The organism is Cupriavidus pauculus, assembly GCF_022179805.1.
GTDB lineage: Bacteria > Pseudomonadota > Gammaproteobacteria > Burkholderiales > Burkholderiaceae > Cupriavidus > Cupriavidus pauculus_E.
In genome coordinates, this window is record NZ_BPUO01000010.1 from 138,236 (window position 1) to 156,698 (window position 18,463).

Below are 18,463 nucleotides of genomic sequence, written 5' to 3' on the forward strand. Positions count from 1 at the left end.
CCGGCCGTGTTCTGCAATGAAAGCCGGCAAACTTCGGCGAAGACGATGATCTCGCCGTGGGCGATCCTAATTGGCGCCGTAGCGCATCTGCACGTCGTCGACGCGCTGGGTACGCAGGTTGTAAAGGCAGGTATAGCGGAACGCCATGGCCTCTTCACTGGCGTCGGGCTCGAACGTGCCTTCACCGGAGACGGCAGTCTGATTGCTGGTTTGCTGGGTAATGCGCTCGCGGTCCGGCATCATCATGACGCTGCCGGGCTGCGGATAGCGAATCTTGACGGCATCGGCCACGCGCTTTTCGCAGGCATTGCCCGCTGCTTCGAGCTGGGCGCGGCTGACACCGGCCTGCGGTGGGGTGATGGTCGTGGACGGCTGCTGGGGCAGGCGCTGCGGCGGCGGCGCCTGGGGCATCGGCGAACTCGCGCAACCCGCCAGCACCAGGGCCAGCAAGGACGTCGCGGTCGTGGACGGAATCGTGAAACGTGGCATCGGGTCTATCCGGAGTCGGCGGAAACCGTCGGAGGACGGGGTTGCTACCCGTTGGACTCTATGACAGAAATGCTTTTGGAGCAACCTGACCCGGCAGTTATCGCCCTGGCGATCAGGCCGAAAACCGGTGCGGCAAGCGCGCCCGTGCTGCGTACCGGTCAGGCCGCGGACACCTTCGGCGCGGCCGGGCTGGTCATGTGGGAAGCCGCCGACGACAGGCGGTCGCGCGTGCGGTCATCCGCGGCCGGTCCGGCCCGCACCACGTGCTTCTTGCCCATCTGCAGCGGTTCGCCGGTGGCCGCGTCCACCAGCAACGGCTCCACGGGCTTGCCCGTTTCGCGGTCGACGATCTGCACGCTGGCGCCTTCGGGTGCGAAGTTCCGATTGCCCCAGGCCAGCAACGACAGCAGCACCGGACGGAAATCGCGCCCGCAGTCGGTCAGCACGTATTCATAGCGCGGCGGCCGCTCGGAATACTGGCGCTTTTCCAGCAGCCCTTCTTCCACCAGTCCGTTGAGCCGGCGCGTGAGCATGTTCGGCGCGATGTCGAGATTGCGCTGGAATTCGTCGAAGCGCTTCGTGCCATAGAACGCATCTCGCAGAATCAGAATGCTCCACCACTCGCCCACGCGCTCCAGGCTGCGGGCAATCGGGCATTGCATGTTTCGGAAAGTCTTGCGTTGCATGTGGTTTGGCCCCTCGGCCCCTCTCTTCGCTGTGCTTCCTGACTTCGGACGGCAACGTCGATGATACCTACCTTTCGGCACGTGCCCGCCCGGCCAGACAAAAAAGGCGCCGCACCCCTGCAGGGATGCGGCGCCGAAATGCCTGCGCGTCGTGGAGTCTTCGCGCCGGCCCCTCGCTTGATGGATCGCCGGGGGAGCGATGCCAGGATCAGAAGACGTGACGCATGCCCAGCGACACGCCAAGTTGCCCGCTGGAGCCCGGCGTCTTGTAGTACACCTGGGACGTCGACGGCAGGTAGCCCACCGACTGGCCGTTAGGCAGATACGAGATGTTGTCCCAGTTCAGCGACGCGTTGCGCGCATAGTTCACGGCGAAGAACACGTCGGTACGCTTGGACAGGCTGTAGTCGGCCAGCGCCAGGTACTGCTGCGGGTTCTTCGGGTTGGTCGTGACGCCGTTGATGCGCGCCGCCTTGATGTCGTCGTAGTAGTAGGCCAGCGACAGGCGCAGGGCCGCCGTGGCGTCCCAGTTCACGCCCAGCCAGTACATGTCGTCGCGGTGCGGCAGCAGCGTGGGCGTGCCCGTGGCGGGCGCCACCGAATTGCCCCAGCGATAGCCGGCCACCATCTTGACCGGCCCCAGGCGGTAGCTGGCACCCAGCGTCGCACGCATGTCACGGCCATAGTCGTTCGAGCCCGACGTGCCGGCTGCCTGTGCCGTATTGAGGGACTTCACCTCGTCATAGGCGGCGGCGACACCGAACGGGCCGGTGTTGTAGGCCAGGCCCACGCCATAGGCGGAACCCGCCGCGAACGTGCCCGAGCGCTCGCCGAACGACCAGTGCGCGATGGCCGTGAGCGGGCCGAACGTGCCCTGGTACTGCACCATGTTGTTCTCGCGGAAGTTCGCGCCCGCAATGCCCACCACCGGCTCGAACTCCGGTGCGTAGGCCACCGGCGTGAAGCTGCCCATCGTCAGGAAGCCGGACGTGTACTGGCGGCCGAACGTCAGCTTGCCCCATTGGTTCTGCACGCCCACGAAGGCCTGGCGGCCAAACAGCAGGCCGCCGTTACCCATCTTGCCGTCATCGGTGTTGAACTGGTTTTCCAGCACGAACAGGCTCTTGAGCCCGCCGCCCAGGTCTTCCACGCCGCGCAGGCCGAAACGCGACTGCGCGATACCCGACGAATTCATGAACATGGCCGAGCCGCTACCCGGTGCCAACACGCCATTGCTGGTGTTCTGCACATGGTTGACGTACTGAATGCTCGTGGTGACAACGCCATAGAGCGTGACGGACGATTGCGCCCAGGCGGCTGGCGCAAGCAGCGCGCCGGCAATGGCGGCGAACAGCGTCTTCTTCATTTGTAGTGGTTCCGAGTGTGGTGGCTGATGGCGCCAGTGGTCTCCTCCGTCCAGCGCCTGGGCTGCAACCTGTCGATCGCAGCATGCCAATTTAATCCTTCGTATTAATTCGGCACGACCGCAGGCTAACGGCATCCGTCGGTTCAGATAGTTAGGATTTTCCCGAGGGGGATAACAATTTGAAGAAAATACGATGCCTGACGGATGTCGTACGTCTGATTTTTCCGTATCCTTGCCAAGCTTTCATTTCGATAACGACAAGCCTGCAAGCGACGCCATCCAGCCCCATGAAGCTCAAGCAAGCGCGCGCGATCATCGCGGACGAATCACGCGATCCGGCGCAAGACAAGCCACGACGTACCCAGGCAACCGCCGCCACCCCACTGCCTGCCCCCGAAAAAGGCGCACCCGATGCCGGCGAGGGCCTGACCGACACCGCACGACGGATTCTTGAAATCGCGGAACGCCTGTTCGCGGAACAGGGTGTGGAGCATGTGCCGCTACGCCAGATCGTGGTGGAAAGCGGACAACGCAACCGGTCGGCGCTGCATTACCACTTTGGGTCGCGCGAAGCGCTGGTCAGTCATCTGCTGAACCGGCGCCTGCACCAGGTGAACCAGATCCGCCATCGCCATCTGGACGAACTCGAACAATGCGGCCAGCCCATTGGCATCCACGGCGTGGTGGAAGCCACGATCCGGCCGCTGGTCGAAGTGATGCTACACACGGACTGGGGCACCAACTACCTGCAGGTGCTGGCGCAGACCACCTTCAGCCCCGCGCTGCTCAACAAGGGCCTGGTCGACAAGACCGCCATGAGCGCGCTATACCGCGTGCGCGAACACCTGTACACGCTGCTGCCCAACGTGCCGCGCGAGGTCATGAAGTTGCGCATGATCTGGTTCATGGACACGGTGGTCTATTCGCTGGCCCACTGGGTACGCGAGCGCAGCAAGCGCGCCCGGAGCGGACCGCCCGTGGATGAACTGATCGATTTCTGCGCGGCGGCCCTGGAGGGTCCAAGGCCGCCGGCATCAGTCAAGGTAGCAGCACCGAAGGCCGCACGGTCGCGCTGATCAGCCCGTTGCGCGCGCGCCGCCGTCGGCCGTGCGCGCCAGCACCGGCACGAGCGCCGCGCCGGTATGGCTGGCCTGGATGCGCGCCAGCGCCTCCGGGTCAGCCGCACCCACGATGGTGCCGCCGTTCGCGCCCCCTTCCGGCCCCAGGTCGATGATCCAGTCCGCCTCGGCTATCACGTCGAGATCGTGCTCGATCACCACCACGCTGTGGCCGCCATCGGTCAGCCGATGCAGCACGCGAATCAGCCGCGCCACGTCCGCCATATGCAGGCCGACGGTCGGCTCATCAAGCACATAGAGCGTGTGCGGCGCCTTCTGGCCACGCCGCGTAATGTCGTCGCGCACCTTTGACAACTCCGTCACGAGCTTGATCCGCTGTGCCTCGCCGCCCGACAGTGTCGGCGACGGCTGCCCCAGCGTCAGGTAGCCCAGGCCCACGTCCTTCATCAACTGCAGCGGATGGCCGATCTGCGTGATGGCCGAGAAGAACTCCACCGCCTCGTCGATCTCCATCGTCAGCACGTCGCCGATGTTCTTGCCGCGCCACGTCACCGCCAGCGTCTCGGGGTTGAAGCGCTGGCCGTGGCAAACGTCGCACGGCACCTTCACATCGGGCAGGAAGCTCATGCCGATGGTGCGCACGCCCTGCCCTTCGCAAGCCGGGCAGCGGCCGTCGCTGGTATTGAACGAGAAGCGCGATGCGCTGTAGCCACGCGCCTTGGCCTCCAGCGTTTCGGCGAACAGCTTGCGGATGGCATCCCACACGCCGATATAAGTGGCCGGGCAGGAACGGGGGGTCTTGCCGATCGGGGTCTGGTCCACTTCCAGCACGCGATCGATCGATTCCCAGCCGCTGATGCCCTCGCAGCCATGCCATGCATGTTCCACCGACAGCGATTTCGTCGCGGTCGGCTTGCCGGCCTTCTCGGCCACGGCGCGCGCGCGGCGCGTGGCCGGCGACGACATCACCGAACGGCCTACCGCATCGAGCAGGTTCGTCATCAGCACATCGCGGGCCAGCGTCGACTTGCCCGAGCCCGACACCCCGGTGATGGCCACCAGGCGTCCCAGCGGAATCCGCGCCGTCACCGCGCGCAGGTTGTGCAGATGCGCCCCATGCACGGTCAGCCACTGCGCCGGCTCCGCATCCTTGCCAGCCCGCGCCGGCTTTACCGGCCTGCGCGACTGCAACGGGTGGATCATCGGATGCGCCAGGAATCGGCCCGTGGTGGAATCCGAGGCGGCCGACAGCGCGGCCACGCCGCCCTGCGCCACCAGGTTCCCGCCACGCTTGCCCGCACCCGGCCCAATGTCAATGATGTGGTCGGCGCGGCGGATCGTATCCTCGTCGTGTTCCACCACCACCAGCGTGTTGCCCTTGTCGCCAAGCTTGCGCAGCGCGTCGAGCAGGATCTGGTTGTCGCGCGGATGCAGGCCGATGGTCGGCTCGTCCAGCACGTAACACACGCCCTGCAGGTTGCTGCCAAGCTGCGCCGCCAGGCGAATACGCTGCGCCTCGCCGCCAGACAGGCTGGGCGCGGCGCGATCCAGGCTCAGGTAACCAAGCCCCACCTCCTCCAGGAACTGCAGGCGGCTGGCGATTTCCGTCACCACATCGCGCGCGATTTCCGCATCGCGACCCTTCAGGCGCAGGCCGTCGACCCAGCGCCGCGTATCGGACACCGTCCACTGCGCCACATCGGTAATGGCATTGGTGTCGAAGGTCACAGCGCGCGCCACATGGTTCAGGCGCGTGCCGCCGCAGTCCGGGCATGGCGTGTCGACCACGCCTTCCGGTTCCTGCTCTTCCGACGGCAGGCTCTGCTCGCGGCCACGGTTGTCGTCGGCGCCCAACACGGTGTCGTCGAACGCCGCACGCTGCTCGCCCGTCAGCGCCAGGCCCGTGCCGACGCAGGTACCGCACCAGCCGTGCTTGCTGTTGTACGAGAACATGCGCGGGTCGAGTTCCGGATAGCTGGTCCCGCAGACCGGACATGCGCGCTTGGTCGAGAACACCTTGGTTTCGCCGATGCGGCCCGAACCCTTGCCCACGTGCATCGCATCGTGCAGTCCGTCGAGCGGTGCCAGCAGATGCATGACGCCCTTGCCCAGTTCCAGCGTCTGGTCCAGCAAGGCGCGCAGTTCGGCTTCGTTATCAGGCGACACCACGATATCGCCGACCGGCAACTCGATCGTGTGCTCGCGGAAGCGGTCCAGGCGCGGCCAGGGGTCCACAGGCAGGAACTCGCCGTCGACACGCAGATGCGTATTGCCACGCGCCTTGGCCCATTTGGCAAGGTCGGTATAGACGCCCTTGCGGTTCACCACCAGCGGCGCCAGCAGGCCCACGTGCTGGCCGCGATGGTCGCGCAGCAGTTGCGCGGCAATCGACGCCGGGCTCTGCGACGTCACCGGCGCGCCGTCGTGCACGCAGTGCTGGATGCCCAGCTTGACGTACAGCAGCCGCAGGAAGTGCCAGACTTCCGACGTCGTGGCCACCGTACTCTTGCGCCCGCCACGCGACAGCCGCTGCTCGATGGCCACCGTCGGCGGAATGCCGTAGACCGCATCCACCTCGGGCCGGCCAGCCGGTTGCACGATCGACCGCGCATAGGCGTTCAGCGACTCCAGGTAGCGGCGCTGCCCCTCGTGGAACAGGATGTCGAACGCCAGCGTCGACTTGCCCGAGCCCGACACCCCGGTAATCACATTGAACCTGCCGTGCGGAATATCGACGTTGAGCGCCTTGAGGTTGTGTTCATGCGCATTGACGATGCGCACCACGCCCTCGCCTTCCACGGCGCGGCGCGCCCGCGCGGCCAGCACCGCTGCCTGCAGCGGCTGGCCGTGCTTCGCCTGTTCGTCGCGCTCGGCGGCCAGCGTGCCGGATTCCCCCAGCGCGCGGTCATAGGCCAGCAGTGCGTGGCCCGTGTGCGAGTCCGCGCAGGCCTTGACACCTTCCGGCGTGCCCACGCACAGCACCTGGCCGCCGGCGTCGCCGCCTTCCGGGCCAAGGTCGACGATCCAGTCCGAAGCGCGGATCACATCGAGATTGTGTTCGATCACGATCAGCGAATGCCCGCCGTCCAGCAGCTTGCCGAACGCCCGCATCAGCTTGGCGATATCGTCGAAGTGCAGGCCGGTCGTGGGCTCGTCGAACATGAACAGGCGCTTGGGCAATACCACCGCCTTACGGTTCTTCACCGGCTGCGAGGCAGCGGTTTCCGCCAGGAAACCAGCCAGCTTCAGGCGCTGCGCCTCACCGCCGGACAGCGTCGGCACCGGCTGGCCCAGCTTCACGTATTCCAAGCCCACATCGGCGATGGGCGCCAGCACGCGCAGCACGGCGCTATCGGCTTCGAACAGCGCGGTGGCTTCGCTGACGGTGAGTTCCAGCACGTCAGCCACACTCAGCGTACGCGGGGCCTGCCCACGTGCCGCGCGCTCGATCTTCACTTCCAGCACTTCGGCACGGTAGCGCGTGCCGTCGCAGTCGGGGCAACGCAGGTACACGTCGGAAAGGAACTGCATTTCCACGTGCTCGAAGCCCGAACCGCCGCAGGTCGGGCAACGTCCGTCGCCCGAATTGAAACTGAACGTGCCGGCCGTATAGCCGCGCTGCAGCGCCAGCGGCGCCTTGGCGAACAGCTTGCGGATTTCGTCGAACGCGCCCACGTAGCTGGCCGGGTTCGAGCGTGCGGTCTTGCCGATCGGCGACTGGTCGACGAACACCACGTCATCCACCAGGTCGGCCCCCACCAGGTCGCGGAATGCACCGGGCGACTCCGTCGCCTTGCCGAAATGCCGCGCCATGGCTGGGTAAAGCACGTCCTGCAGCAGCGTCGACTTGCCCGAGCCCGACACGCCCGTCACGCAGACCAGCCGGTTCAGCGGAATCTCGACCGTCACGTCCTTGAGGTTGTGCTCGGTGGCGCCTTCCAGCCGGAGCCGGGGCGTGCCGTCGTCCACGGTCCGTGCCTGCCATTCGGTGGCATCGGTCACGCGCCGGCGTCCGCCCAGGTAATCGCCCGTCAGCGTGGGTTCCTTGCGGATGGCATCGGGCGAGCCATCGAAAATGATTGAGCCGCCGCGCTCGCCGGGGCCGGGGCCCATGTCGATCAGGCGGTCGGCCGCCAGCATCACCGACGGATCGTGCTCCACCACCACGAGCGTGTTGCCCGCGTCACGCAGCCTGTGCATCGCCTCGACAATGCGGTTCAGGTCGCGCGGATGCAGCCCGATGCTGGGCTCGTCCAGCACGAACAAGGTATTGACCAGCGACGTGCCCAGCGCGGTCGTCAGGTTGATCCGCTGCACCTCGCCGCCGGACAGCGTCCGGCTCTGACGATCGAGCGTGAGGTAGCCCAGGCCGACGTCGCACAGGTACTTCAGCCGCGTGCGCACTTCAGCCAGCAGCAGCTTGAGCGCATCGTCGAGCAAGGCACTGGACAGCGTCAGGTCGTCAAAGAATCGGCGGATGCGCGCAATCGGCATCAGCATCAGGTCGTGCACGGTCAAACCCGGCAGCGCCTCGAGCTGCGCGCGGTTCCAGTCCACGCCCTTCGGCAGGAAGCGGCCAGCCGGCGCCAGCACGGCATTAGCGTTGTCCTGGCTGCCCAGGCGCCACAACAGCGCTTCGGTCTTCAGCCGCGCGCCGCAGCAGGTTTCGCACGGCGTGTAGCTGCGGTATTTCGACAGCAGCACGCGGATGTGCATCTTGTAGGCCTTCGACTCCAGGTAGTTGAAGAACCGCATCACGCCATACCACTGCTTGTTCCACTCGCCCTTCCAGTCCGGCGAGCCATGGATCACCCAGTGCTGCTCGGACTCGGTCAGCTGGTTCCACGGCAGGTCGCGCGGAATGCCGGCCTTGGCCGCGTAGCGCATCAGGTCGTCCTGGCATTCCTTCCAGGCCGGCGTCTGCATCGGCTTGATCGCCCCGTCGCGCAGCGACTTGCGCACGTCGGGAATCACCAGACCCAGGTCCACGCCGATCACGCGGCCAAAGCCCCGGCAAGTTTCGCAGGCACCATAGGCGGAGTTGAACGAGAACAGCGCCGGCTGCGGATCCGCATAGCGGATGTCGCTTTCAGGGCTGTGCAGGCCGGTGGAGAACTTCCACACCGGGCCCTCGCCCTCGTCGATCACCACGTTGACGCTAATCCGCCCGCCGCCGCGCTTCAGCGACGCCTCGATGGCTTCGATCGCACGCGCCTTTTCCACATTGCCGATGCGAAAACGGTCGGCCACCACGTCGAGCACCTTGCGCTTGCCATTGGGCGATTCGACCACACGCTGGCCGTGCACCCGCGTATAGCCGCTGACCGACAGCCACTGGGCCACTTCTTCTTCGGTGGCCGATTCCGGCAGCTCCACGGGGAACGTCACCACCAGCCGGGCATCGGCAAACGGCTGGCCGGCGGCCGTGCGCGCCTGCAATTCGGCGTAGATGGTTTCGGGGGAATCATGGCGCACCGGCAGCGCGGTCTGCCTGTCGAACAGCTCCGCGGCGCGGGCGTACAGAAGCTTCAGGTGATCGTTCAGCTCGGTCATCGTGCCAACGGTGGAGCGCGAACTGCGCACCGGGTTGGTCTGGTCGATGGCGATCGCCGGCGGCACGCCATCCACCTTGTCGACCTGCGGGCGATCCATCCGGTCCAGGAACTGGCGCGCATAGGCACTGAAGGTCTCGACGTAGCGACGCTGGCCTTCGGCGTAGAGCGTGTCGAATACCAGGCTGGACTTGCCCGACCCTGACGGCCCGGTCACCACGGTCATCTGGCCGGTGTGCAGGTCAAGATCGACGTTCTTGAGATTGTGCTGGCGGGCGCCGCGAATGCGGATGGTGCCGGAATCTGACAATTTCTTGCCTCGAATCAGTAAGTTGAATGCGAAATTTGATGTATCGCTTGAGCTTTGCTAATGCGCTCGGCGGGAGCGAAAGTCCCGTAACTATACTGTATAAACGTACAGCCTTCCTGACAGCCAGCAGACAATTCTGAAAGGCTCTCCGGCATCTCGACTTCGACCGAACTTGTCTGGAAAAATCCACATCGCAAGTTCAAGCCGCCCCCGACGCAAGCAAACTATATTTGCGTTTTATTGGCTATACGCTAACATCGGGATGCAGCACGAGATCACATTCACCAAGCAGGCTACGCAGCTGATGCTGGCGATGCCACGAAACATCGCCCTGAACATCCGGGCAAAGATCGATCTGCTCGCGGTCGATCCCTACGCGCCAAACAACAATGTGCGAAAGCTGGCTGGCCGCGAAGCCTTCCGGCTCCGTGTCGGCGACTGGCGCGTCATTTACCGGATCGAGGCGGGACAACTCGTGATCATCGTGCTGACCATCAAATCCCGTGGGAGTGCATATCAATGAACGCCATCCAGTTTATTCAGCGCGAAGGGCAACGTGAATACGCGATCGTTCCGATCGACCTGTGGCAGCGCGTGCAGCATCTGTTCGAAGATGCCGAAGATGTGGTGCTGCATGACGCGGCAACCGCCACCGACGACGGCTTCCGGGTACCGGCCGCGGTGCTCGATGCCCAACTCGCCGGCGACCATCCGATCAAGGCATGGCGCGACTATCGCCGGCTGACCCAGGACACGCTGGCCACCGCCGCTGGCATCAGCAAGCCCTATCTGAGCCAGATCGAGAACCGCAAGCGCGACGGCAGCGTGGAAGTGCTGCGCACCCTGGCCACGGCATTGGCGGTGCCGCTGGACATGCTGGTGGAGCAGCGGCAAGGGTGAGGATGGCCCTTACCCCCGCTGCGGCAGCTTCCAGCCCGGCCGGATGAAGTGGCACGTATAGCCATTCGGCAGCCGTTCCAGATAGTCCTGGTGTTCCGGCTCCGCCTCCCAGAACGGGCCGGCCGGGGCGATTTCGGTGACTACCTTGCCGGGCCACAGGCCCGAGGCGTTCACATCTTCCACGGTCTGCTCGGCGACGTGCTTCTGTTCGTCGTCCAGATAGAAGATGGCCGACCGGTAGCTGGTGCCGATATCGTTACCCTGGCGGTTCTTCGTCGTGGGGTCGTGGATCTGGAAGAAGAACTCAAGGATCTGGCGAAAGCTGATCTGGCCCGGATCGAACACGATCTCGATACCCTCGGCATGCGTACCGTGGTTACGGTAGGTGGCGTTGGGCACGTCGCCGCCGGTGTAGCCGACGCGCGTGGTCAGAATGCCGGGGTAGCGGCGCAGCAGGTCCTGCATGCCCCAGAAGCAGCCGCCGGCCAGGATCGCGGTTTCGGTTTGTGTCGTCATGGTCGATATCCATCGCAATGCATCAAGCCCCGTAATATACGCAGACCCTAGGAAATCCGCTTGCGAGCATGAAGTCTCCACACCACGCACAGGGTGTCGTGCAGGCCCTGCGGCACGACATCGCCGCCTGCACCCACTGTGCCGCCAACCTGGCCGCCGGACCGCGTCCGGTGCTGCAGTTCAGTGCCACGGCCCGGATCCTGATCATCGGCCAGGCGCCGGGATCACGTGTACATGCGACCGGCGTACCGTTCGACGATCCCAGCGGCGACCGGCTGCGGGCATGGATGGGCGTCAGCAAGGACGAGTTCTACGATGCCGCGCGCGTGGCCATCATGCCGATGGGGTTCTGCTATCCCGGCAAGGGAAAAAGCGGGGATTTACCGCCCCGACGCGAATGCGCGCCGCTATGGCACGAGCGCGTGCTGGCGTGCCTGCCGGAAGACAAGCTGACATTGCTCGTGGGCACCTACGCCCAGGCCGCCTATCTCCCGAAGGTGCCGAAGCAGTCGATGACCGAACGCGTCGCGGATTTTCGAAGCCGCGGCCCGAACGTCTTCCCCCTGCCCCACCCGTCCTGGCGCGTGGTGCGCTGGATGCGCGAGCAGCCCTGGTTCGAGGCTGAACTGCTGCCCGCTCTGCAAGCGTCCGTGCGCGCGCGTCTCTGACGTCGTAGCCGTGGGTCAGAGTCCCAGCGACTTCAGGAACGCGTCGAGGTCCTTGCGCCAGAAGCGCTGCCCGTAAGACAGCAGCAGATGCCCGTCGTGGCCTGGCACTTCCTCCACGCTGACCAGTTTGGCGGGGCTGCCCCCGGCCGCGAACGCCTGATACCAGCCCAGCGGCGCCTCGGCACCAAAATACTGGTCGTTCTTCGCATAGAGCCAGAGTCCGGGCACAGCCACCTTCTTGCCGAACTCGCCCATCACGTCACGCATCTGGTCCGGGTCGCAACTGCGGCCTGGCGATCGGGTCGGAGACCCACCGGCACCGCCCGAGAAATTGACGTAGCCGATCACGCCTTCGGGTCGCGTCGCCGCCGCCGCAACGCTGGCAAAGCCACCAGCCGACCGGCCTTCGAGCACGATGCGCCGGCTGTCGGCCCACGACTGTGCTCGCAGCCACTGGATGGTGGCCAGCGTGGCATCGTTGAGCATGCCTGCCACGCCGCGATAGTCGGGCTTGCTCGTGCACTGCCCCAAGTTGTCGAAGCTCGCGTGATTGTTCTCGCGATCGGGCCCGCCCGTATCGCCGTAGCCCACACGGATCGGCGCCACCACGGCCACGCCGTGGTCAAGCCAGTAGCGCACGTGCCAGTTTTGGATTGGATGCTTGAGCTTGGCCCGGTCAAGACGGTCAGGAGCGCGTCCGTGCGAAAAGATCATGACCGGAAACGGCCCGGGGCCGTCCGGCTTGAAGACTTCCGCATGCATGGCAACGGTGCCGCCTAGCGCGCCAGCACCCGACACGGGAATCTCGACAGCCTCGGCAACCGGCGCCGGCGCCTGCGCGCCAGGTTCTTCGGCGGCCTGCGCCACGGCGCCGGATGCCAGATGCAACATCAGCGCCACCAGCATCGGCAGGCAGCGGATACCACGGGAGGGAAGATGCAGGGACATGTTGTTGTGTGAAGGCGTTGGAAGAATGATCAGCCCAGCGGCAGCGCCGTGCTGTACAGCACCTGCTTTAGTGCAAAGCTCGACCGGATGCTGGCCACTCCCGGAATGCGCGTGATCTGGTCGATGATCAACCGCTCCAGCGCCTCGACGTCCGGCACCACCACGCGCAGCAGGTAGTCGGCATCGCCCGACATCAGGTAGCACTCCATCACCTGCGGCAGCGCGGCGATCTTCCGTTCGAACGTATCCAGCGTTTCGCGGCGCTGCTTGTCCAGCGACACCGAAATGAACACCACCACCTTGAGACCCAGGCGGCGGGCGTCCAGCAGTGTCACGCGCCGCGAGATCACGCCGATTTTCTCCAGCCGCTTCACGCGCGCCAGGCAAGGCGAAGGCGACAGATTAATGCGGCTGGCCAGCTCCACGTTGGTCAGGCTGCCGTCGCGCTGCAGCTCCCCCAGGATCCGGATGTCCGTGGCATCAAGGTCAATGTCCAGCATGTTTGGCTTGTATGGTGAGAATTGGCAGCATTCTATGCTGGATCACGCAGTAATGACAGAGCGATCCGGACAATGCTGCGGTGCGATGGATCGTAGACTTTCCTGACTGCGGCCTGCCACCGGCGCGCCCCTCCATCCGTACCCGTTCATGTCCGTTTCCACCTCCGCAGGCAGCGCCCGTTCTGCCGGTTTCAAATCGTTCCTGCCGCTGATCGGCGCTGTCTTCATCTGGGGCGGCAACTGGCCCGTCATGAAGTTCGGACTTTCGCATGTCAGCCCGCTATGGTTTGCCGCGCTGCGCTTTGGCTCGGCGGCCCTGATCAGCTTTGTGGTGCTGGGCGCGCTGCAACGCGTACGCCTGCCGTCGCGCCAGGAATGGCCCTTGGTGATTGGCGTGGGTCTGTTGCAGATGGGTGCATTTACGGCGCTGGCCTTGTGGGCGCTGCAATACGTGGCGCCGGGGCGCGCCTCGGTGGTGGCTTATGCCACGGCCATCTGGGTGATTCCTCTTTCGTCGCTGGTGCTGGGCGAGCGGCCGTCACGCTGGCAATGGCTGGCCACCGCGTTCAGCTACGCCGGCATTGGCGTCATCGTGGCGCCGGCGCTGGGCGACTGGGAACTGCATACCGTGATGGGACTGACCATGCTGCTCGGTGCCTCGCTGGCCTGGTCGGTCAGCATCATCCAGTTGCGCGCAAATCGTCATGTTCGGCTTGGCGCGGAAATGATTCCCTGGGAATGCGCGGTGGCGACGGCGCCGCTGGTGCTGCTGGCCGTGCTGCGCGACGGCGCGCCGGACCTGGCCGCCATGGCCGAAATCTGGCCGGCTGTCCTGTACACCGGCCCGCTGGCCACGGCGCTGACGTTTATCGTCGTGCTCAACGTCACGCAAACGCTGCCGCCAGCGGCCACGTCGATTGCCATGCTCGGCGTGCCGCTGATCGGCCTGGTGCTGTCCGCGCTGGCCTGGCACGAACAGATCTCGGCCGACCTGTCGACCGGGCTCGGACTTATCGCAATGGGCGTGATCACGACAGCTCTGGCGCCTCGACTGGGCCGGCTGGCCTCGCGCTGACCATCCATCCGTCGATCAAGGCTCGACGGACGGCTCGCGCTTGAGCGTGCGCAGCACGAAGGTGGAATGGGTATGCCGCAGTCCGGGCAACTTGTAGAGCTTGTGGCGCAGGAACTCTTCGTACCCCTCGGTGCCGGCCACCGCCACCTTGATCAGATAGTCATACTCGCCCGTCAACAGGTGGGCCTCCAGCACCTCGGGCAGCAGCGCCAGCGCCTCGCCGAAACGGTGCAGCATGTCGTCGTCGTGCCGATCCAGCGTGACCTCGATCAGCACGGTGTCGGGCAGGCCCAGCGCCTTCTGGTTCAGCAGCGCGGCATAGCCGCCAATCACACCGGCATCTTCCAGCGCCTTCACGCGATTCCAGCAAGGCGTTGCAGACAAACCCACGCGTTCCGCGAGCTTGGCATTGGAGATCCGCCCATCGCGGCGCAGTTCGCGCAGGATGCGTCGGTCAATATCGTCGAGTTTGGGAACGTTTGTCACCGGGATCTGGGATAGAAAGAACGAATATCCGACAATTTACCCGATTACGGATAAAGATTCTCCATTCGACCCAAGAATGCAGAAAATTCAGAAGCCCATTTTGTGTGACGACTGGTAGATTTATCGGACTCCTGCGCATCACATTGCGCCAATCTGACCGGACCTGCCATGTCATCCCTCCAGCTTTCACTCCGCCTCGACGACACCGATGTTTTCGGCAGCCTGGAATGGGTACTGGCCAACGCGCGTCGCACGGGCTTGTCGCTGGAGCAACTGACGTTCGACGCCAGCCGCGCCAATGCCGTGCGGATGCGCTGCGAGGCAGATACGGTCGATCTGCTGGAGTTGTTTGTGCGCCGCGTGGCCCATGGCGTGGACCTGGACATCGTCGACGCTGAATTCACGGACGAAGCCGAGGCGCTAGCCGCCTGATTTCTCCACCTCCCCCAGCAACTCGATGCCGTCGAGCTCGGCGGCGCAGATATCGCGCACGATCGATACAAAATCGTCCACGTACGGCCGGTCGGCCATCGCCGACGGCAGCACCGCGTAGAGTTCGCTCCACAGTCCCTTGGCGCCGATGCGCTTGGCCTGCACATAGTCGTGGTCGACGTAGTTCTTGACGCCCCAGTTTGGTAGCGCCGCCACGCCGCGCCGGCTTGCCACGAGCTGCAGCACCGCCACGGTCAGTTCTGCCGTGCGCCGTTCCAGCCGGATGCCGGCAGGCTCCAGTACCTCGCGAATCAGGTCGATGCGCTGTTCCGGCACCGGATAGGTGATCAGCGTTTCGCCGGCCAGGTCGGCCGCCTCGATGCGCCGCTTGTTGCGCAGCCGATGCTCGTTGGCGATCACCGCCAGGATCTCGAACCGGAACAGCGGCGCGACGGTCAGGCCGCGCTTGGCCGGCGGCCTGGAGCCAATCACCATATCGGCCTTGCCCTGGGCCAGCAGCGCCAGCGGATCGGCATGAAATCCCGCCACGAGGTCGATCTCTACTTCCGGCCAACGGCGGCGGAATTCATCCATCACGGGCATCAGCCAGTCGAAGCACGTATGGCATTCCAGCACTACGCGCAATTCGCCACGGGTGTCGCTCTTCAACCGCAGCAGGTCTCGTTCGGCGGCGCTGATGGCTGCCAGCGCCTCGCGCGCCAGCATCAGCAGGCGTTCGCCGGCCGGCGTGAAGCGCAGCCCCTGCCGCGTGCGGTCGAACAGCGGCATGCCGTAATGCGACTCGATGGCCTTGATCTGGTGCGACAACGCCGACTGGCTCACATGCACGCGCTCGGCGGCGGTGGCCAGCTTGCCGGAGTCTGCAATGGCCACCAGCGACCGGAAATGACGGACTTCGATCATCGACGCCACCCCGGCCGTTCGGAACTGAGTTGAATGAAATTCATATTTTGTTTAAAACATCTCGCTTGATTCATTCTATCCGGGAATCGACACTGTGCGCCAGATCAGACATCACCGGAGCACGGCATGGCACGTACACACGTTTTGGGATTCCCGCGCATTGGCGCCCGACGGGAACTGAAGTTCGCGCAAGAGGCATTCTGGCGCGGCGAGACATCGGAAGCGGCACTGCGCGAGACCGCCGCCACGCTGCGCCGCCGCCACTGGCAACTGCAGGCCGATGCGGGCCTGGCCACCGTGGCCGCTGGCGACTTTTCCTGGTACGACCAGATGCTGGGCATGACCACGCTGCTGGGCGCGCTGCCCGGCCGCTTCGGTTTCGATCCGGCCGCGCTGTCGCTGGGCCAGTACTACGAGCTGGCGCGCGGCAACGCCGCCCAGCCCGCCATGGAAATGACCAAGTGGTTCGATACCAACTACCACTACATCGTGCCGGAACTCGACGCGGGCACCACGTTCGATGGCGGCGCCCACTGGTTCTTCGAGGAAATCGACGAAGCCCTGGCGCTGGGCCTGTCCGTGCGTCCGGTGCTGATCGGGCCGGTGACCTACCTGTGGCTGTCGAAGTCGCACACCGCCGGCTTTGATCGGCTCAGCCTGCTGCCGCAGGTGGTGCAAGCCTATCGGCGAATCCTGTCGCAACTGCAGGCCCGGGGCATCGAATGGGTGCAGATCGACGAACCGGCACTGTGCCTGGACCTGCCGCCGCAATGGCTCGACGCATACGATGCGGCCTACCCCGCACTGGCCGATGCCGGCGTGAAGCTGCTGCTGGCCACCTACTTCGACACCGCGGCCGACCACGCCGCACGCATCGCCGCCCTGCCCGTCCACGGCTTCCATATCGACCTGGTGCGCGCGCCGCAGCAACTGCCCGCATGGCTGGCCGTGCTGCCCGCTGGCGCGGTGCTGTCGGCTGGCGTGATTGATGGCCGCAACATCTGGCGCACCGATCTGCGCCGCGTGCTCGATATCGTGGCCCCGCTGCACGCGCAACTCGGTGACCGCCTGTGGCTGGCGCCGTCCTGCTCGCTGCTGCACGTGCCGGTTTCGCTCGATGCCGAAGCACGGATCGATCCCGAGCTGAAGACCTGGCTGGCGTTTGCCACTGAAAAGCTGGATGAATTGCACACGCTGGCCACGGCGCTCAACGCCGGCGAGCCGGCCGTGGCGGAACAACTCGCCGCCTCCGACGCCGCGCAGGCATCGCGCCGCACGTCGCGCCGGGTGGTGAACCAGCAGGTGCAGAAGCGGCTGGCCGCGATCACCGCCGACATGGCCGATCGCCAGAGCCCGTTCGATATCCGCATCGCCCGCCAGCGCGACGCCCTCAAGCTGCCCGCGCTGCCCACCACGACCATCGGCTCGTTCCCACAGACGGCCAGCATTCGCCAGACGCGTGCCGCCTACAAGCGCGGCGACCTGGGCGCGCTGGAATACCTGGAACGCATTCGCGGAGAAATCGAACTCGCCGTGCGCAAGCAGGAGGCGCTGGGGCTGGACGTGCTGGTCCATGGCGAAGCCGAGCGCAACGACATGGTGGAATACTTCGGCGAGCAGCTTTGCGGCTACGCGTTCACCGAAAACGGCTGGGTACAGAGCTACGGCTCGCGCTGCGTGAAGCCGCCGGTGATCTTTGGCGATGTGTACCGCCCCGAGCCGATGACCGTGGACACCGCGCGCTTCGCCCAGTCGCTGACCGACAAGCCGATGAAGGGCATGCTGACCGGCCCCGTGACCATGCTGCAATGGTCGTTCGTGCGCGACGACCAGCCGCGCGCCCTGACCACGCGCCAACTGGCGCTGGCGATCCGCGACGAAGTCCGCGACCTCGAAGCCGCTGGCATCCGCGTGATCCAGATCGACGAGCCCGCGCTGCGCGAAGGCTTGCCGCTGCGCCAGGAAGACTGGGCCGACTACCTGGACTGGGCCGTGAACGCGTTCCGGCTGTCGGCATCGGGCGTCGACGACGAAACGCAGATCCACACCCATATGTGCTATGCCGAGTTCAACGACATCCTGCCCGCCATCGCCGCCATGGACGCCGATGTGATCACGATCGAGACCTCACGCTCGGCCATGGAACTGCTGGAAGGATTCGGCGAGTTCGAGTACCCGAACGAGATCGGACCCGGCGTGTACGACATCCATTCGCCGCGCGTGCCGGGCGTCGACGCCATGACGCGCCTGCTGGAACGTGCCTGCGAGGTGATTCCGCCGGACCGGCTGTGGGTCAATCCGGACTGCGGCCTGAAGACGCGCGGCTGGCCCGAGACCGAGGCCGCGCTGGCCAACATGGTGAATGCGGCACGTGCATTGCGCGAGAAGCTGGCACGCCAGGCACCGGCTACCTGGACGCGCGTGGTTCGTCCCGCTCACACCGCACCGGTTGCACGGCATGTGCATGGCGAGGCTTGCGGACCGTCGTGCGCGGGACAGGCCACGGCCTGAGCGGGGCGCCTAAAAACGCCT

16 protein-coding genes are annotated in these 18,463 nt (G+C 65.4%); 7 read left to right on the plus strand and 9 right to left on the minus strand.

The window, feature by feature from the left end:
• Positions 1–66: 66 nt before the first annotated feature.
• The 3 genes from MFF62_RS21090 to MFF62_RS21100 form a co-directional block, all read right to left on the minus strand.
• Positions 67–489 carry a short-chain fatty acid transporter gene (locus MFF62_RS21090; protein WP_238265076.1) on the minus strand — a complete coding sequence of 141 codons (423 nt, stop codon included), beginning with the start codon at positions 487–489 and terminating at the stop codon, positions 67–69.
• A gap of 158 nt (positions 490–647) precedes the next feature.
• Positions 648–1,175 carry a winged helix-turn-helix transcriptional regulator gene (locus MFF62_RS21095; protein WP_238265077.1) on the minus strand — a complete coding sequence of 176 codons (528 nt, stop codon included), beginning with the start codon at positions 1,173–1,175 and terminating at the stop codon, positions 648–650.
• Positions 1,176–1,383: 208 nt separating this feature from the next.
• Positions 1,384–2,541, minus strand: coding sequence for a porin (locus MFF62_RS21100; protein ID WP_238265078.1), 1,158 nt, complete (start codon positions 2,539–2,541; stop codon positions 1,384–1,386).
• Positions 2,542–2,828: 287 nt separating this feature from the next.
• Here MFF62_RS21100 and MFF62_RS21105 point away from each other — a divergent pair, with 287 nt between their 5' ends.
• Positions 2,829–3,617, plus strand: coding sequence for a TetR/AcrR family transcriptional regulator (locus MFF62_RS21105; RefSeq protein ID WP_238265079.1), 789 nt, complete (start codon positions 2,829–2,831; stop codon positions 3,615–3,617).
• Here MFF62_RS21105 and uvrA read toward each other — a convergent pair whose 3' ends face one another.
• A complete protein-coding gene (gene uvrA / locus MFF62_RS21110; RefSeq protein ID WP_238265080.1) occupies positions 3,618–9,482 on the minus strand; it encodes an excinuclease ABC subunit UvrA in 5,865 nt (1,954 codons plus the stop codon).
• 262 nt (positions 9,483–9,744) lie between these two features.
• Between uvrA and MFF62_RS21115 the strand changes: the two genes are divergently transcribed.
• Complete coding sequence (locus MFF62_RS21115) at positions 9,745–10,005, plus strand: type II toxin-antitoxin system RelE family toxin (RefSeq protein WP_238265081.1); 261 nt, start codon at positions 9,745–9,747, stop codon at positions 10,003–10,005.
• On the plus strand, positions 10,002–10,382 hold the full coding sequence (locus MFF62_RS21120) for a helix-turn-helix domain-containing protein (protein WP_238265082.1): 381 nt from the start codon (positions 10,002–10,004) through the stop codon (positions 10,380–10,382). Before MFF62_RS21115 ends, MFF62_RS21120 begins: the two co-directional genes overlap by 4 nt.
• A gap of 9 nt (positions 10,383–10,391) precedes the next feature.
• Here the strand turns inward: MFF62_RS21120 and msrA are convergent, their stop codons facing one another.
• Positions 10,392–10,898 carry a peptide-methionine (S)-S-oxide reductase MsrA gene (gene msrA / locus MFF62_RS21125; protein WP_238265083.1) on the minus strand — a complete coding sequence of 169 codons (507 nt, stop codon included), beginning with the start codon at positions 10,896–10,898 and terminating at the stop codon, positions 10,392–10,394.
• A 68-nt stretch (positions 10,899–10,966) separates the two neighbouring features.
• On the opposite strand from msrA, the gene MFF62_RS21130 reads away from it, so the two are divergent.
• Positions 10,967–11,566 (plus strand): uracil-DNA glycosylase family protein, encoded by a 600-nt coding sequence (locus MFF62_RS21130; protein ID WP_238265084.1) that lies wholly within the window; start codon positions 10,967–10,969, stop codon positions 11,564–11,566.
• A 15-nt stretch (positions 11,567–11,581) separates the two neighbouring features.
• Here the strand turns inward: MFF62_RS21130 and MFF62_RS21135 are convergent, their stop codons facing one another.
• Together MFF62_RS21135 and MFF62_RS21140 are read right to left on the minus strand one after the other, a co-directional pair.
• Complete coding sequence (locus tag MFF62_RS21135) at positions 11,582–12,514, minus strand: alpha/beta hydrolase family protein (protein WP_238265085.1); 933 nt, start codon at positions 12,512–12,514, stop codon at positions 11,582–11,584.
• Positions 12,515–12,543: 29 nt separating this feature from the next.
• Positions 12,544–13,014, minus strand: a complete 471-nt coding sequence (locus MFF62_RS21140) for an Lrp/AsnC family transcriptional regulator (protein WP_137927145.1) — start codon at positions 13,012–13,014, stop codon at positions 12,544–12,546.
• A gap of 148 nt (positions 13,015–13,162) precedes the next feature.
• On the opposite strand from MFF62_RS21140, the gene MFF62_RS21145 reads away from it, so the two are divergent.
• Complete coding sequence (locus MFF62_RS21145; RefSeq protein ID WP_238265086.1) at positions 13,163–14,089, plus strand: DMT family transporter; 927 nt, start codon at positions 13,163–13,165, stop codon at positions 14,087–14,089.
• A gap of 15 nt (positions 14,090–14,104) precedes the next feature.
• Here the strand turns inward: MFF62_RS21145 and MFF62_RS21150 are convergent, their stop codons facing one another.
• Positions 14,105–14,575 (minus strand): Lrp/AsnC family transcriptional regulator, encoded by a 471-nt coding sequence (locus MFF62_RS21150; protein WP_238265087.1) that lies wholly within the window; start codon positions 14,573–14,575, stop codon positions 14,105–14,107.
• 168 nt (positions 14,576–14,743) lie between these two features.
• Between MFF62_RS21150 and MFF62_RS21155 the strand changes: the two genes are divergently transcribed.
• Positions 14,744–15,007 carry an AsnC family transcriptional regulator gene (locus MFF62_RS21155; protein ID WP_238265088.1) on the plus strand — a complete coding sequence of 88 codons (264 nt, stop codon included), beginning with the start codon at positions 14,744–14,746 and terminating at the stop codon, positions 15,005–15,007.
• Here the strand turns inward: MFF62_RS21155 and MFF62_RS21160 are convergent.
• Positions 14,996–15,931, minus strand: coding sequence for a LysR family transcriptional regulator (locus tag MFF62_RS21160; RefSeq protein ID WP_238265089.1), 936 nt, complete (start codon positions 15,929–15,931; stop codon positions 14,996–14,998). The genes MFF62_RS21155 and MFF62_RS21160 overlap by 12 nt on opposite strands.
• Positions 15,932–16,057: 126 nt before the next feature.
• Here MFF62_RS21160 and metE point away from each other — a divergent pair, with 126 nt between their 5' ends.
• Positions 16,058–18,442, plus strand: a complete 2,385-nt coding sequence (gene metE / locus MFF62_RS21165) for a 5-methyltetrahydropteroyltriglutamate--homocysteine S-methyltransferase (protein ID WP_238265090.1) — start codon at positions 16,058–16,060, stop codon at positions 18,440–18,442.
• Positions 18,443–18,463 lie beyond the last annotated feature (21 nt).